Here is a 15,920-nt window from a genome sequence, read left to right as displayed (position 1 = left end):
GATTATCCCCTACTCGATTTTGAGAGGCAAAACTTTTTAAAAAATCTTTTTCATAACTTTATCCAGTACATTGATTGCTTCATCTTTCATGTTCTTTGTGACGTGGGTGTAGATGTAAGTAGTGACTTCAGAGTCGGAATGACCAACCCCGTCCGTGATTGTTTTTAAAGGAATTTTATTTTCTGCTAAGATGCTAATAGTGGTGTGTCTGAAGATGTGAGGGGACAGATGTTTGGGAATTGGTTTTTTAAGGCGTTCGTTTGCTCGCTGGAGAGACTTGCTCAAGACGGAACTATGAACTGGTTTTCCTGTATTGGTAACAAAAATACGGTCGCTTTTGTGCCAATTCTTATCGGTTGTTTCTCTTAGACGATTTATAGTAGGTTGAAATAATATACGAACAGCTTGATTAGGGAAATCAAATTAATTTCTAGAAATATTTTAGCATCCACGGTGTACTATTCTAGTTTCAATTTACTATAGTTCAATCATTCTATCAAGAATATTGAATATATAAAAGCGCGTACTATTAAAATTTCTTCTGATATCGAATTAGAGTCGGATGTCGATGGCGATAAATCAGATAATCTACCAGTCGACATCAAGGTACTAGGACAACACATTGAAGTGTATTCCGTACCTAAGAAACAATCATAAAACTCAAAGCCTTGTTACCGAGGCTTTTTTTATTATGTGATTTTCAGTAGGCAGATTTATTCTATATACAAGTAAAGCTAAGTATTTAATATTTAGCAGATGATGAAGAAAAGAATGGATGGCCTAAATATTTTAACAGATTTACGAGACTAATCATGGTATAATATAGGGTAATGAAAAATTCCAACGAGGCAGAGATGAAATTACTTTATACTGATATTCGGACTTCTTTGACTGAAATTCTAACCAGAGAGGCGGAGGAGCTAGTTGTTGCTGGCAAGCGAGTCTTCTACATCGCTCCCAACTCTCTTTCTTTTGAAAAGGAACGCGCCGTGCTGGAATGCTTGTCCCAGCAGGCTTCTTTTGCGATTACCGTCACGCGCTTTGCTCAAATGGCTCGTTACCTAGTCTTGAATGACTTGCCTGCCAAGACTAGTCTAGATGACATCGGTCTTGGGATGGTCTTTTACAGATGCCTTGCGGAACTCGATCCCAAGGAATTACGTGTTTATGGCGCTATCAAGCAGGATCCTCAATTTATCCAGCAGTTGATTGAATTGTACCACGAGATGACGACTGCTCAAATGAGTTTTTTGGACTTGGAGAGTTTGACGGATGAGGACAAGAGGGCCGATTTACTCTTGATTTTTGAGAAGGTAACGGCTTATCTCAATCAAAGCCAGTTGGCTCAGGGAAGTCAGTTGTCCCATTTGATTGAGGCTATCGAGAATAACAAGGTAAGTAGTGATTTCACTCAAATTGCCTTGGTTATTGACGACTTTACCCGTTTTTCTGCCGAAGAAGAGCGAATTGTGGACCTACTTCATGGCAAGGGAGTTGAAATTGTTATTGGGGCTTATGCTAGTAAGAAAGCTTATGCCAGTCCTTTTAGAGAGGGCAATCTCTACCAAGCTAGTGTGGAGTTTCTCCATCATCTGGCCTCTAAATACCAAACGCCTGCTCAGGACTATTCTCAAACTCATGAGAAGATGGATAGCTTTGACAAGGCCTCTCGTTTGTTGGAGTCTTCTTGTGACTTTTCAGAACTCGCTTTGGATGTCGATGAGAAGGACCGTGAAAACTTACAAATCTGGTCTTGTTTGACGCAAAAGGAAGAGTTGGAGTTGGTAGCCCGTAGCATCCGTCAGAAATTACATGAGAACTCAGACCTGAGTTACAAGCATTTTCGTATTCTCTTGGGGGATGTAGCGTCTTATCAATTATCTCTTAAAACTATTTTTGACCAGTATCAGATTCCTTTCTATCTAGGCAAAAGCGAATCCATGGCCCACCACCCTTTAACTCAGTTTGTCGAATCTATTTTGGCTTTAAAACGCTATCGTTTCCGTCAGGAGGATTTGATTAATCTCCTCAGAACAGGTTTGTATACCGACCTTAGTCAAGCTGATATTGACTCATTTGAGCAATATATCCGCTATCTTGGTATCAATGGCTTGCCAGCCTTTCAGCAAACCTTTACCAAATCCCACCATGGAAAATTTGATTTAGGGCGTTTGAATGCCCTTCGTCTGCGTATTTTAACACCGCTTGAAACCCTCTTTGCTAGTCGAAAACAAAAGGCTGAAAATCTCTTGCAAAAGTGGAACTCTTTTCTAAAAGAAGGAGTTGTGACCAAGCAGTTACAAGATTTGACAGCAACTATGGAAGCTGTAGAACAGGAAAGACAAGCCGAAGTTTGGAAGGCCTTTTGCCATATTTTAGAACAATTTGCGACTGTTTTTGCTGGTTCACAGGTTAGTCTGGAGGATTTCTTGGCCTTGCTTCATTCTGGAATGAGTCTATCTCAATACCGTACCATTCCAGCGACAGTGAACACCGTTCTGGTGCAGAGTTACGATTTGATTGCACCACTGACTGCTGACTTTGTCTATGCCATTGGGCTGACTCAGGACAATTTACCAAAAATCGCGCAAAATACCAGTCTTTTGACAGATGAAGAAAGACAAAACATAAACCAAGCGACCGAAGAAGGCGTTCAATTACTAATTGCCAGCAGTGAAAATCTCAAGAAAAATCGCTACACTATGCTTTCTTTGGTCAATTCTGCCCGTAAGCAATTAGTTTTGTCGGCTCCAAGCCTTTTTAATGAAAGTGAAAGCAAGGAGTCAGCCTATCTTCAAGAACTAGTCCATTTTGGATTTAGGCGGAGAGAGAAGAGGTTGAATCACAAATGGCTGTCTAAGGAAGATATGGGGTCCTATCACAGTCTTTTGTCTAGTCTGGTTGCCTATCACCAGCAGGGCGAGACGAGTGATAGGGAGCAAGATTTGACCTTTGTCAAGGTTCTGGCACGTGTCATGGGTAAAAAACTAGACCAAAGAGGCCTTGCAAATCCTGCCCTTCCAACAAGTCCAAGCAGCAAGCCCTTGACCAAGGATACCTTGCAGGCTCTTTATCCTGCTGATCAGGAGTTTTACCTGTCTACCTCTGGTTTGACGGAGTTTTATCGCAATGAATACAGTTATTTTCTTCGCTACGTTTTAGGCTTGCAAGAAGAATTACGCCTGCGTCCTGATGCCCGCAGTCACGGAAATTTCTTGCACCGCATTTTTGAACGTGCCTTGCAGTTGCCTGACGAAGATTCCTTTGACCAACGTTTGGAACAGGCTATCCAAGAAACCAGTCAGGAACGGGAATTTGAGGCTATTTATCAGGAAAGTTTGGAAGCCCAGTTTACAAAGGAAGTTTTGCTTGATGTGGCACGGACGACTGGCCACATTCTCCGTCACAATCCAGCTATTGAAACCATCAAAGAAGAGGCGAATTTCGGTGGGAAAGAGCAGGCCTTTATTCAATTGGACAATGGACGCAGTGTCTTTGTACGAGGCAAGGTTGACCGCATTGACCGATTGAAAGCTGATGGGGCGATAGGAGTAGTAGACTACAAGTCTAGTCTGACCCAGTTCCAATTTCCTCATTTCTTTAATGGTCTTAATTCCCAACTGCCAACCTACCTAGCTGCCCTAAAAAGAGAGGGGGAGCAGAACTTTTTCGGTGCCATGTACTTGGAAATGGCTGAACCTGTTCAATCTCTGTTGACCGTTAAGAATTTGGCAGGTGCAGTAGTAGAAGCCAGCAAGTCTATGAAATACCAAGGACTCTTTTTAGAAAAAGAAAGCAGTCATTTGGGCGAATTTTACAATAAAAACAAGTCTAATCAGCTGACAGATGAGGAATTCCAGCTCCTACTGGACTACAATGCCCATCTTTACAAGAAAGCAGCTGAGAAGATTTTAACAGGCCAGTTCGCCATTAATCCTTATACCGAAAATGGCAGAAGCATTGCCCCCTACGTCCAGCAACATCAATCCATCACAGGTTTTGAAGCCAATTACCACTTGGGTCAAGCCCGTTTCCTAGAAAAGTTGGATCTAGCTGATGGCAAGCGTCTGGTCGGAGAAAAACTCAAGCAAGATTGGTTTGAAAAAATAAGAGAGGAGTTGAATCGATGAAGCCTATTCCCTTTTTAACTGAGGAGGAAATTCAAAAACTGCAAGAAGCAGAAGCAAATTCGAGCAAGGAACAAAAGAAAACTGCCGAGCAAATCGAAGCTATCTACACTTCTGGTCAAAATATCCTTGTCTCAGCGTCGGCTGGTTCTGGTAAGACTTTTGTCATGGCCGAGCGTATTCTGGACCAATTGGCGCGTGGTGTCGAAATTTCTCAACTCTTTATCTCAACCTTTACCGTCAAGGCTGCGACTGAACTCAAAGAACGCTTGGAGAAAAAAATCAGCCAACAAATCCAAGAAAGCGATGACGTTGACCTCAAACAACACTTGGGTCGCCAGTTGGCAGACCTACCCAACGCAGCCATCGGAACCATGGACTCTTTTACACAAAAATTCCTTGGTAAACATGGCTATCTGCTTGATATTGCGCCTAATTTCCGTATTTTACAAAACCAAAGCGAGCAACTCCTTCTAAAAAACGAAGTCTTCCACGAGGTCTTTGAAGTCCATTACCAAGGTAAGCAGAAAGAGACCTTTAGTCATTTGCTGAAAAACTTTGTTGGACGTGGAAAAGATGAACGGGGGCTGCGCCAGCAAGTCTATAAAATTTATGACTTCCTCCAATCCACCAGTAATCCTCAAAAGTGGCTGAGTGAATCTTTCCTCAAAGGTTTTGAAGAGGTTGATTTTACCAATGAAAAAGAAAAACTGACTGAGCAAATCAAACAAGCCCTTTGGGATTTGGAAAGCTTTTTCCGTTATCATCTGGATAACGATGCCAAGGAGTTTGCAAAGGCTGCCTATTTAGAAAATGTTCAGTTGATTCTGGATGAAATTGGCTCCTTAAATCAAGAGTCCGATAGTAAGGCTTTTCAATCAGTGCTTGCGCGTGTTGTCGCAATTTCGAAAGAGAAAAACGGCCGAGCTCTGACCAATGCGAGTCGTAAGGCTGATTTGAAGCCACTGGCCGATGCCTACAACGAAGAGAGAAAGTCCCAGTTTGCTAAACTAGGACAACTGTCAGACCAGATAACGATTCTCGACTATCAAGAACGTTATCATGGAGACACTTGGAAACTAGCTAAAACCTTCCAAACCTTTATGAGCGATTTTGTGGAGGCTTATCGTCAGCGTAAACGTCAGGAAAATGCCTTTGAATTCGCTGATATCAGCCATTACACCATTGAGATTTTAGAGAAATTCCCGCAAGTCCGTGAAGCTTATCAGGAGCGTTTCCACGAAGTCATGGTCGATGAGTATCAGGATACCAACCATATTCAAGAACGAATGCTGGAATTGCTGTCTAATGGCCACAATCGCTTTATGGTGGGGGATATCAAGCAATCTATCTACCGTTTCCGTCAGGCAGACCCGCAGATTTTCAATGAAAAGTTCCAACGCTATGCGCAAAATCCAAAAGATGGCAAGCTCATTCTCCTCAAGGAAAATTTCCGTAGCAGTTCAGAAGTGCTGTCAGCAACCAATGATGTTTTTGAACGCCTTATGGACCAAGAGGTCGGCGAAATCAACTATGATAACATGCACCAGCTTGTTTTTGCCAACACCAAACTGACTCCCAATCCAGACAACAAGGCAGAATTCCTCCTCTACGACAAGGACGATACAGGTGAGGAAGAAGAGAGTCAAGCTGACACTAAACTGACTGGTGAAATGCGCCTGGTCATCAAGGAAATCCTTAAACTCCATAAGGAAAAAGGTGTTGCCTTTAAAGAAATTGCCCTTCTGACCTCCAGCCGCAGTCGTAATGACCAGATTCTTCTCGCCCTGTCTGAGTACGGGATTCCTGTCAAAACTGACGGAGAGCAAAACAATTATCTCCAATCCCTAGAAGTGCAAGTCATGTTAGAAACCCTTCGTGTCATTCACAATCCCCTGCAAGACTATGCCTTGGTCGCCCTTATGAAGTCTCCTATGTTTGGCTTTGATGAGGACGAGTTAGCACGTTTGTCCCTTCAGAAAGCAGAGGATAAAGTCCAAGAAAATCTCTATGAAAAACTGGTCAATGCACAAAAAATGGCAAGTAGTCAAAAAGGCTTGATTCACACGGCTCTAGCTGAGAAACTAAAGCAATTCATGGATGTCCTAGCTTCTTGGCGCCTGTATGCCAAAACCCACTCCCTCTATGACTTGATTTGGAAGATTTACAACGACCGTTTTTATTATGATTATGTGGGGGCTTTGCCAAATGGTCCTGCTAGACAGGCCAATCTCTATGCCCTAGCTCTGCGAGCTGATCAATTTGAAAAGAGCAATTTCAAAGGTTTGTCGCGTTTTATTCGTATGATTGACCAAGTTTTAGAAGCCCAGCACGATTTGGCAAGCGTGGCCGTCGCACCGCCAAAAGATGCAGTAGAGCTCATGACCATCCACAAGAGTAAAGGGCTGGAGTTTCCTTACGTCTTTATCCTCAATATGGATCAAGATTTCAACAAGCAAGACAGCATGTCAGAAGTCATTCTCAGCCGTAAAAATGGGCTTGGTGTCAAGTATATTGCCAAGATGGATACAGGAGCAGTGGAATCCTACTACCCTAAAACCATCAAACTCTCCATTCCTAGCCTGCCCTATAGGCAGAACGAAGAGGAATTACAGCTGGCAAGCTATTCTGAGCAGATGCGTTTGCTGTATGTTGCTATGACGCGGGCTGAGAAAAAGCTCTATCTTGTCGGCAAGGGTTCTCGTGAAAAGCTGGAGGGCAAAGAATTTCCTGCAGCTAAAAATAGAAAACTAAACAGCAATACTAGACTGCAAGCAAGGAATTTCCAAGATTGGCTTTGGGCTATCAGTAAAGTGTTTACTAAGGACAAGCTCAACTTTAGTTATCGTTTTATTGGCGAAGATCAGCTGACTAGAGAAAGCATCGGAGAATTGGAAAACAAGAGCCTTCTACAAGATAGCTCCCAAGCAGACAATCGTCAATCAGATACCATCAAAGAAGCCCTTGAAATGCTGAAAGAAGTGGAAATTTATAATACTCTTCACCGCGCAGCCATTGAACTTCCTAGTGTTCAAACCCCAAGTCAAATCAAGAAATTCTACGAACCTGTTATGGATATGGAAGGTGTCGAGATTGCAGGTCAAGGCCAGTCAGTAGACAAGAAAATTAGTTTTGATTTACCAGATTTTTCAAGCAAAGAAAAGATAACAGGAGCTGAGATTGGTAGTGCTACCCACGAACTCATGCAGAGAATGGATCTCAGCCAGAGACCAACGCTTGCTAGCCTAACAGAAACACTCAAACAAGTTCAAACTAGCCAAGCTGTCAGAGACAAGATCAATCTTGCTAAAATTCTTGCTTTCTTTGACACAGCACTCGGTCAGGAAATTATCGCTAATACCAACCATCTTTATCGCGAGCAACCTTTCTCCATGCTCAAACGAGACCAAAAGAGTCAGGAAGACTTTGTTGTCCGTGGAATCTTGGACGGCTATCTGCTTTATGAGGATAGAATCGTTCTGTTCGACTACAAGACAGACCGCTATGATGAACCAAGTCAACTCGTAGACCGCTATCGTGGTCAGTTAGCTCTATACGAAGAGGCTTTATCACGAGCCTATTCGATTGAAAATATTGAAAAATACTTGATTTTACTCGGTAAAGACGAGGTTCAAGTTGTAAAAGTATAATTTATACTCTTCGAAAATCTCTTCAAACCACGTCAGCTTCATCTGCAACCTCAAAACTGTGTTTTGAGCTGACTTCGTCAGTCTTATCTACAACCTCAAAGCTGTGTTTTAAGCAGCCTGCGGCTAGCTTCCTAGTTTGCTCTTTGATTTTCATTGAATATTAGAAAGGAGACCTCATGACACTTCCAGTTAGAAAATCCCTGTATGATGCAGTTTTACAGGCTTCAAAAGCGGATACTTGGGAACAAGCTACCAAGGAATGGAATGAAGTTTCCTTGATTTTTAACGGTATTGGCCGTAGCAATTGTGTCTGTGGAAATGCCATCAAGTACGCCTACGAACTCTTTAACGGTGTCACAGGTCAACGCCTCTTTCCAATTGGTAGCGACTGTGTTCGTCATTTTCATCGATTGTCCCTTGACCAGCAACTGGAAGAGGAAGAAAAACTGCTCAGAAAGGTTGAAAATCTGACCAGAAAAGCCCATAAAAAGGAGAAAATCAAGGTCAATAAAAGTGACTTTGACGAGCGACTTTTAAAATGGCTCTGGGAAAAAGATGTTTTCAAACCCAATCGTGGCAATCAATTTGCACCTGAGAGAGACTACCAGCTTTTCCTAGAAGTCTTTCAAGGAGGAAGTTGGACCAAGGCGGAGCCAAAGAAAAAAGCTCGGATGGAAGAAGTCCTTGAAAAGTGTATCAAGCCCTTTTTACTTGGAAAACCAGATGACCAACTCTACCTTGTCAAACTAGGAAAAGATAAAATTGATTACGAACAAGAACTCCGTATCCAGGCAGAGAAAGAGCGCAAGAAGAGGGATAAAATCGCCAAGCAATATGCAGACAATCTGGTTCTAGCTATGGGCCCAGCAGAGCGTGCCTATCAAGATTACTTTGGCTTTACAGAGACCTTAACTCAAGAAGAACGAAAGTGGGAGAAAATTCTTTTTGGTAAAAATCGGACAGAACGGGCTATCAAGGCCAAACAATACCAAAAAGAGCTGGAAAAAGACCAACGAATTGCTAGTCAGGATCCAATTGAAAGAAAGCAGAAGCAGACCTGGCTCCTCAATTCCTATTTTCGTGAGCTTCCTGAAGAAAAAGCCAGATTTGCTCGGCTCTTATTAGAATATCGAAAAAGCGGAGAAGTGCCTTTTTCAACTGAATATCTGTCAGATCATCTGCTAGACTTTTTCTATAAAATGAAAGCCTTTGAGTTTGAAATCTCACCAGAACAAGTCCGCGATTTTCTAAAAGAAAGCCTTCAGACAGAACATCTATCCTCAGCACAAGAAAGTTGGATAGAAGGAATTCTCCTCAACTGCATCAAACCATTTTTAGAACGATTAGTGATATGAGTAACACCTGCCGTGGAAATTTCATGGTAGGTTACATTTTATCCAAAAAATAATAGGGAATTGCAAAACTACTACTTGGTATTTTATATATAAAAAAAGTATGAAAACGCAACTCAATTTTAAGACTTTTTGCTAAATAAAGAGTATAATTAAAGTATGTTCCCTTTTTTATAGATAGTACACTAATATAAAAAAGTTAGGCTTACATATTTTTAAAATTTTATTTCAAGGAGGAATAATGGAAAAGTATTTTGGTGAAAAACAAGAACGTTTTTCATTTAGAAAATTATCAGTAGGACTTGTATCTGCAACGATTTCGAGTTTGTTTTTTATGTCTGTATTAGCTAGTTCATCTGTGGCAGCTCAAGAGACCAAAGGTGTTCACTATAAATATGTGACAGAGTCAGAGCTATCATCAGAAGAAAAGAAGCAGCTTATATATGATATTCCGACATACGTGGAGAATGATGATGAAACTTATTATCTTGTTTATAAGTTAAATTCTCAAAATCAACTGGCGGAATTACCAAATACTGGAAGCAAGAATGAGATGCAAGCCTTAGTTGCTGGTGCTAGCTTAGCAGCTCTGGGGATTTTAGTTTTTGCTGTTTCCAAGAAAAAAGTTAAGAATAAAACGGTATTGCATTTAGTATTGGTGGCAGGGATAGGAAACGGTATTCTAGTATCAGCCCATGCTTTAGAAAATAATCTTTTACTGAATTACAATACGGACTATGAATTGACCTCTGGAGAAAAATTACCTCTTCCTAAAGAGATTTCAGGTTACACATATATTGGATATATCAAAGAGGGAAAAACGACTTCTGATTCTAAGGTAAGTAATCAAGAGAAATCAGTAGCCACTCCAATAGATCAACAAAAGGTAGATTATACGATTGCACCGAATTTTATAGAGAGTCCATCAAAAATACAAGTGATTAACGGACAGTATGAGGCTGTTCCAGAATTTAGGGATGGACAAGTTGGAACTGTAGCTGATGCAACTCCTAAGCCAGGAGAAAACTCAGGGGAAATGTCCAGTATTCCTAGTGATTCGACAACCTCAGTTGAAGAAACAAACAAACCTGAAAAAGATGAGTCAAAAGACGAAACTTCAACAAAACCTGAAAATTCTGGTAATGCAATAACAGAAGAGAATGGGCAAACAGTACCAACTGAATCTAATCAAGGTGATACAAATAAAGTTGGAGAGTCAAATAAACCAGAAAATAATGACTCCAAAAATGAAACTTCAGAAAAAACTGTAGAAGAAGTTCCAGTAAAACCAAATGAAGGCACTACAGAAGGAACCTCAAATCAAGGAGCAGAAAATCCAGTTCAATCTGCAGAAGAATCAACAACAAACTCAGGAGAAGATGCAACTCCTAAGTCAGGAGAAAAATCAGGAGAGACTAAAGAAGAATCTACAGACGCTTCAGAAGTTCATTCTGCAACTCCAGTCGAGAAGCCGAAAGAACAAGAACTAGAAAAAACTGTAGAAGAAGTTCCAGTAAAACCAAATGAAGGCACCACAGAAGGAACCTCAACTCAAGGAGCAAAAAATCCAGTTCAATCTGCAGAAGAATCAACAACGAATTCAGAGAAAGTATCACCAGATACATCTAACGAAAATACTGGGGAAGTGTCCAGTAATCCTAGTAATTCGACAACCTCAGTTGAAGAAACAAACAAACCTGAAAAAGATGAGTTGAATGTCGAGCTTGGTAAAGAATCTGGCACGAAAGAATCTGACAAGTATCAGAATGCAGACCAAGCTAAGCGTACTGCCTACGATCAAGCACTTGCGGCAGCGAAAGCTGTAGCAGCTAAAGAAGGTGCAAGTCAAGCAGGGATTGACCAAGCTAAGAATGACCTAGTGGCAGCTGCGGCAGCCTTGAATGGACAAGGGACTGACAAAGAGCCATTACGAACAGCCGCAACAACAGATGCGACAGCTACCAAAGAGACAGCTAAGTATCAAAATGCAACAGCAGACAAGAAAAAAGCTTATGATGCAGCATTAGAAGCCGCTCAAAAAGTTCTAGCAAAAGCAGGAGCTACACAAGCAGAGGTGAATGCAGCTAAGCAAGCAGTAGAGAATGCAAAAGGTCAATTGGATGGAGTGGCAAGCGACAAGTCTGCCTTGAATGCCGAGCTTGGTAAAGAATCTGGCACGAAAGAATCTGACAAGTATCAGAATGCAGACCAAGCTAAGCGTACTGCCTACGATCAAGCACTTGCGGCAGCGAAAGCTGTAGATGCTAAGCCAGATGCAAGTCAAGCAGAAGTTGAGAAAGCTAAGAATGACTTAGTTGCGGCAGCGGCAGCCTTGAATGGTCAAGCAACAAGTAAAGATGAGTTGAAAGCTGAAATTGCGAAAGAAGCTGCAACAAAAGCTGACGCCAAGTACACGAATGCAGACCAAGCTAAGCGTACTGCCTACGACGAAGCTCTTAAAGCAGCGAAAGCTGTAGATGCTAAGCCAGATGCAAGTCAAGCAGAAGTTGAGAAAGCTAAGAATGACTTAGTTGCGGCAGCGGCAGCCTTGAATGGTCAAGCAACAAGTAAAGATGAGTCAAAAGACGAAACTTCAACAAAACCTGAAAATTCTGGTAATGCAACAACAGAGAGCGGACAAACAGAACCAGAACAACCAAAAGGAAATTCAACTGAGGATGTTTCAACCGAATCAAACACAGCCAATTCAAATGGAAACGAAGAAATTAAACAAGAAAATGAAGTAGAACCTGATAAAAAAGTAGAAGTTCAAGAGAAAACAATAGAACTAAGAAGTGTTTCTGATGTGGAGCTCTATAGTTATGAAGGAGATCGGTCAAAACAGCATACAAGCTTGGATAAAGTACCAGATAATAAATCTGCTTATTTCATTAAGGTGAAATCAGCTAAATTTAAAGATATACTACTTCCAGTTTCAAATATTGAGGACACTATAAAGGACGGTAAAGCAGTCTATAAAATTACAGCTAGCTTGGAACACTTGAAGCAATCTGTAGACAATCAATATCAAGACAATTTTACTTATTATCTTCCAAAAGTTGTTCAAAACGATGGCCCTATCTACACATCATTTAAAAAATTAATAACTGATATGAATAGTAGACCAAGTGGAACATTCACACTTGGTGCAACAATGAATGCTCGCGAGTTTGAGTTAAATGAAAACCAAGAAAGTTATGTTACAAATAACTTTACAGGGAAATTGATTGGTAGTCATCAAGGTAAACATTATGCTATCTATAATTTGAAAAAGCCGTTATTTAATACATTAAATAATGCTACTATTCAGGATCTCACCTTGAAAGATGTCAATATTTCTGGTAAGAATCATGTCGCATCAGTTGCTAAGGAAGCCACAAATTCTTCAACTTTAGATAACGTTCACGTAAATGGAATCATTGCTGGTGAGCTAGGTATCGGAGGACTTGTCCAAAAAGTTGATAATTCTACAGTAAGAAATAGTAGCTTCACTGGAAGAATAACAAATACCTTTGTTACAACCTCTCAGTATGCAATTGGTGGCTTAGTAGGACAATTAACTGGATCTAATTCTGTAGTAGACCATTCTATTTCAACAGTAACCATTTCAAGTAATGCAGAATATTCTAACCAAACCATTGGTGGAATTGCAGGTATCGTAGAAAATAATGCAACTGTAAAAAATAGTTACACTGAAGGTGAAATAAATAATGCTAAACCATTCGCTAGAGTTGGTGGAGTTGCAGGTTCCCTATGGACGCAAGAAGGTGGAACAGATGATAATACCGGCCACTTGAATAATGTTCTCAGCGATATGAATATTACAAATGGGAATGCGATTTCTGGTTACCACTTCAATAATATAAAGGAAACAAATGTCTATAGTAATAAAGAAAACAAAGTAGTCAATGTTCAACAAGTTGATGATGAGGTGATGTCAGTTGATTCCACTGTAGAACGTGGTACTGAGATTGAAAAAACAGCAGTTCAAGCTAAGAAAGAGAAGATTACTAAAAAACACACTGTCACAGTGGAAGATTTCACAAATTCTGCTAAACAGGATGTAGATTATACCAAGGCAGCTCATTATCAGGAGACAAGAAAAGTTGCATATAAAAATATAGAAAAATTATTACCTTTCTATAATAGAGACACCATTGTGAAATATGGAAATCAATTATCAACTGATCATAACCTGTATAAGAAAGAACTGTTATCTGTTGTCCCTATGAAAAATGAGGAAGTAGTCTCAGATATCACTTCAAACAAGAATTCTATCAACCATTTATTACTACATTACAACGATGGAACATCTGAGAAAGTAAACATAACCTACCATAATGACTTTGCAAATCTGGCTGAGTATACTATTGGAAGTACAGGTCTAGTATACACACCAAATGCTTTCCTAAAAGATTACACATCTATAATAGACAGAGTTAAAAACGACTTAAATACAGTACAGTATAATCCAACTGCTCTTAAGAATTTGTTAGGAATCTCTGATAATATTAAATTAACAGAACTCTATCTAGATGAGCAATTCACTAAGACAAAAGATCACTTGACTGAGACTCTTAAAAAATTGCTTTCAGCTGATGCTGCTGTTTCTGGAAATAATAGTGCTATTGACAATTACATTGTTGATAAAATCAAGCGAAACAAAGAAGCCTTGATGCTAGGATTAACCTATCTAGAACGCTGGTATGATTTCAAATTTGATAAGGCTAGCGCAAAAGATTTGCTTATGTTCCATATGGATTTCTTTGGTAAGGGAAATACCTCTCCTCTTGATACGATTATTGAACTAGGTAAATCTGGCTACAACAATCTCTTGGCAAAAAATAATGTGGTTACTTACAATGCCTTGCTGACGAATAACTACGGTACAAAAGACCTGTTTAGTGCTTTAGAAGGCTATCGTAAAGCATTTGCACCTACTCAAACTAACAATGACTGGTTTAAATCACAGACCAAGGCTTATATCGTTGAAGAAAAATCTAATATTCCAGAAGTGAGGGCTAACCAGGAAAAAGCTGGTAGCAAGTACTCTATCGGTGTCTATGATCGAATCACTAGCGACAGCTGGAAATACCGTAACATGGTACTGCCTCTACTTACCTTGCCAGAAAAATCAGTCTTTGTTATCTCGACTATCTCTAGTCTAGGATTTGGTGCTTATGATCGTTATCGCAATAGTGACTATAAGGCTGGTGATAAGCTCAATAAGTTTGTTGAAAAGAGTGCTCACGAAACAGCAGAGCGTCAACGAGATCACTATGATTATTGGTATCGTATTTTAGATGATAAAGGGCGTGAAAAGCTTTATCGAAATATCTTGCTTTATGATGCCTATAAATTCGGAAATGATTATACTAAAGGAAAGGCTACAGAAGTAGCAGATTTTGATAGTCCAAATCCTGCAATGAAACATTTCTTTGGACCTGTTGGAAATAAGGTTGGACATAATCAACACGGTGCTTATGCTACAGGTGATGCCGTTTATTATATGGGGTATCGTATGTTGGACAAGGACGGCGCCATTACTTATACGCATGAGATGACACATGACTCAGACCAGGACATCTATCTTGGTGGCTATGGTAGAAGAAGTGGACTTGGACCTGAGTTCTTCGCCAAAGGCTTATTACAAGCGCCAGACCATCCAGAAGATGCGACAATCACCATCAACTCGATCTTGAAACATTCAAAATCGGATAGTACAGAAGGACAACGATTACAAGTACTTGATCCAACTACGAGATTTAAATACGCAACAGATCTTCAGAACTACGTCCACAATATGTTCGATGTTATTTATATGCTAGAATATCTTGAAGGTAAATCTATCACAGAGAAACTTACTGATTATCAGAAAATGGATGCTCTTAGAAAAATTGAGAACAAGTTTGTGAAAGATCCAGCAGATGGAAATAAGGTTTACGCAACAAATGTAGTCAAAGATTTGACAGTAGAAGATGCCAAAAAATTGACTAGCTTTGATAGTTTGATTACAAACAATATCTTATCAGCACGTGAATACAAGTCTAAAGAATACGAAAGAAATGGCTACTTCACTATTAAGTTATTTGCACCAATTTATGCAGCATTAAGTAATGATGACGGGACACCAGGTGACCTGATGGGACGTCGTATAGCCTATGAACTACTAGCTGCTAAAGGCTTTAAAGATGGTATGGTACCATATATCTCAAACCAATACGAAGAAGAAGCCAAACAAAATGGTAAAAAGATAACTATTTATGGTAAAGAACGCGGATTGGTGACAGATGAACTTGTTCTTCAAAAAGTATTTAACGGTCAATATAAAACTTGGACAGAATTCAAACAAGCTATGTACAAAGAACGCCAAGAAAAGTTTGGACAATTAAATACAGTGTCATTTAAGGATCCAACAATTCCTTGGTATATTCGCGGAACAAAAACTATCAATAGCGTGACTGAATTACAGGAATTGATGAACCAAGCTGTTCGTAAGGATGCAGAAGATAATCGTTATTCTTGGTATAACTATAATCCAGAAACAGACAGTGCAGTTCATAAGTTGAAGAGAGCAATCTTTAAAGCTTATCTTGACCAAACTGATGATTTTAGAAGTTCAATTTTTGAGAATAAAAAATAGTGTTTACTATTAGGAAATAAAAAGTGAATGTAGAGAATTAGAATTGTCATTATTAAAAAGATAAATTTTCCATTCGGAAAATAAAATGTATTGTTGGTTCGGTGTTACTCGGAAGTGTCTTGGTTGCACCGTAACCGCCCAATAACGA

At 39.9% G+C, this 15,920-nt stretch carries 6 protein-coding genes and 1 pseudogene; 5 read left to right on the top strand and 2 right to left on the bottom strand.

Annotated elements, in window-relative coordinates:
• Positions 1-36: 36 nt before the first annotated feature.
• Positions 37-396 (bottom strand): tyrosine-type recombinase/integrase, encoded by a 360-nt coding sequence (locus HT671_RS03685; protein ID WP_078929799.1) that lies wholly within the window; start codon positions 394-396, stop codon positions 37-39.
• A 105-nt stretch (positions 397-501) separates the two neighbouring features.
• On the opposite strand from HT671_RS03685, the pseudogene HT671_RS03680 reads away from it, so the two are divergent.
• The 3 genes and pseudogenes from HT671_RS03680 to addA form a co-directional block, all read left to right on the top strand.
• Positions 502-657, top strand: a pseudogene (locus tag HT671_RS03680) (diacylglycerol kinase family lipid kinase); the annotation flags it as partial.
• A 197-nt stretch (positions 658-854) separates the two neighbouring features.
• Entirely contained in the window at positions 855-4,130 is a 3,276-nt protein-coding gene (gene rexB, locus HT671_RS03675; protein WP_138703132.1) for an ATP-dependent nuclease subunit B, read from the top strand.
• Positions 4,127-7,777, top strand: a complete 3,651-nt coding sequence (gene addA, locus HT671_RS03670) for a helicase-exonuclease AddAB subunit AddA (RefSeq protein ID WP_138703133.1) — start codon at positions 4,127-4,129, stop codon at positions 7,775-7,777. Before rexB ends, addA begins: the two co-directional genes overlap by 4 nt.
• Positions 7,778-7,799: 22 nt before the next feature.
• Here the strand turns inward: addA and HT671_RS03665 are convergent, their stop codons facing one another.
• A complete protein-coding gene (locus HT671_RS03665) occupies positions 7,800-7,931 on the bottom strand; it encodes a hypothetical protein (RefSeq protein WP_000692919.1) in 132 nt (43 codons plus the stop codon).
• A 22-nt stretch (positions 7,932-7,953) separates the two neighbouring features.
• Here HT671_RS03665 and HT671_RS03660 point away from each other — a divergent pair, with 22 nt between their 5' ends.
• Both HT671_RS03660 and HT671_RS03655 read left to right on the top strand, forming a co-directional pair.
• On the top strand, positions 7,954-9,132 hold the full coding sequence (locus tag HT671_RS03660; protein ID WP_050262190.1) for a hypothetical protein: 1,179 nt from the start codon (positions 7,954-7,956) through the stop codon (positions 9,130-9,132).
• 238 nt (positions 9,133-9,370) lie between these two features.
• Positions 9,371-15,772, top strand: coding sequence for a ZmpA/ZmpB/ZmpC family metallo-endopeptidase (locus tag HT671_RS03655; protein WP_172923048.1), 6,402 nt, complete (start codon positions 9,371-9,373; stop codon positions 15,770-15,772).
• The last annotated feature ends 148 nt before the right edge of the window (positions 15,773-15,920 follow it).

This window comes from Streptococcus sp. 2741, from assembly GCF_013276315.1.
In the GTDB taxonomy this organism is placed as follows: Bacteria; Bacillota; Bacilli; order Lactobacillales; family Streptococcaceae; genus Streptococcus; species Streptococcus pseudopneumoniae.
The sequence above is the reverse complement of the archived record's forward strand: the minus strand, read 5'-3'. Positions and strand labels throughout refer to the sequence as shown.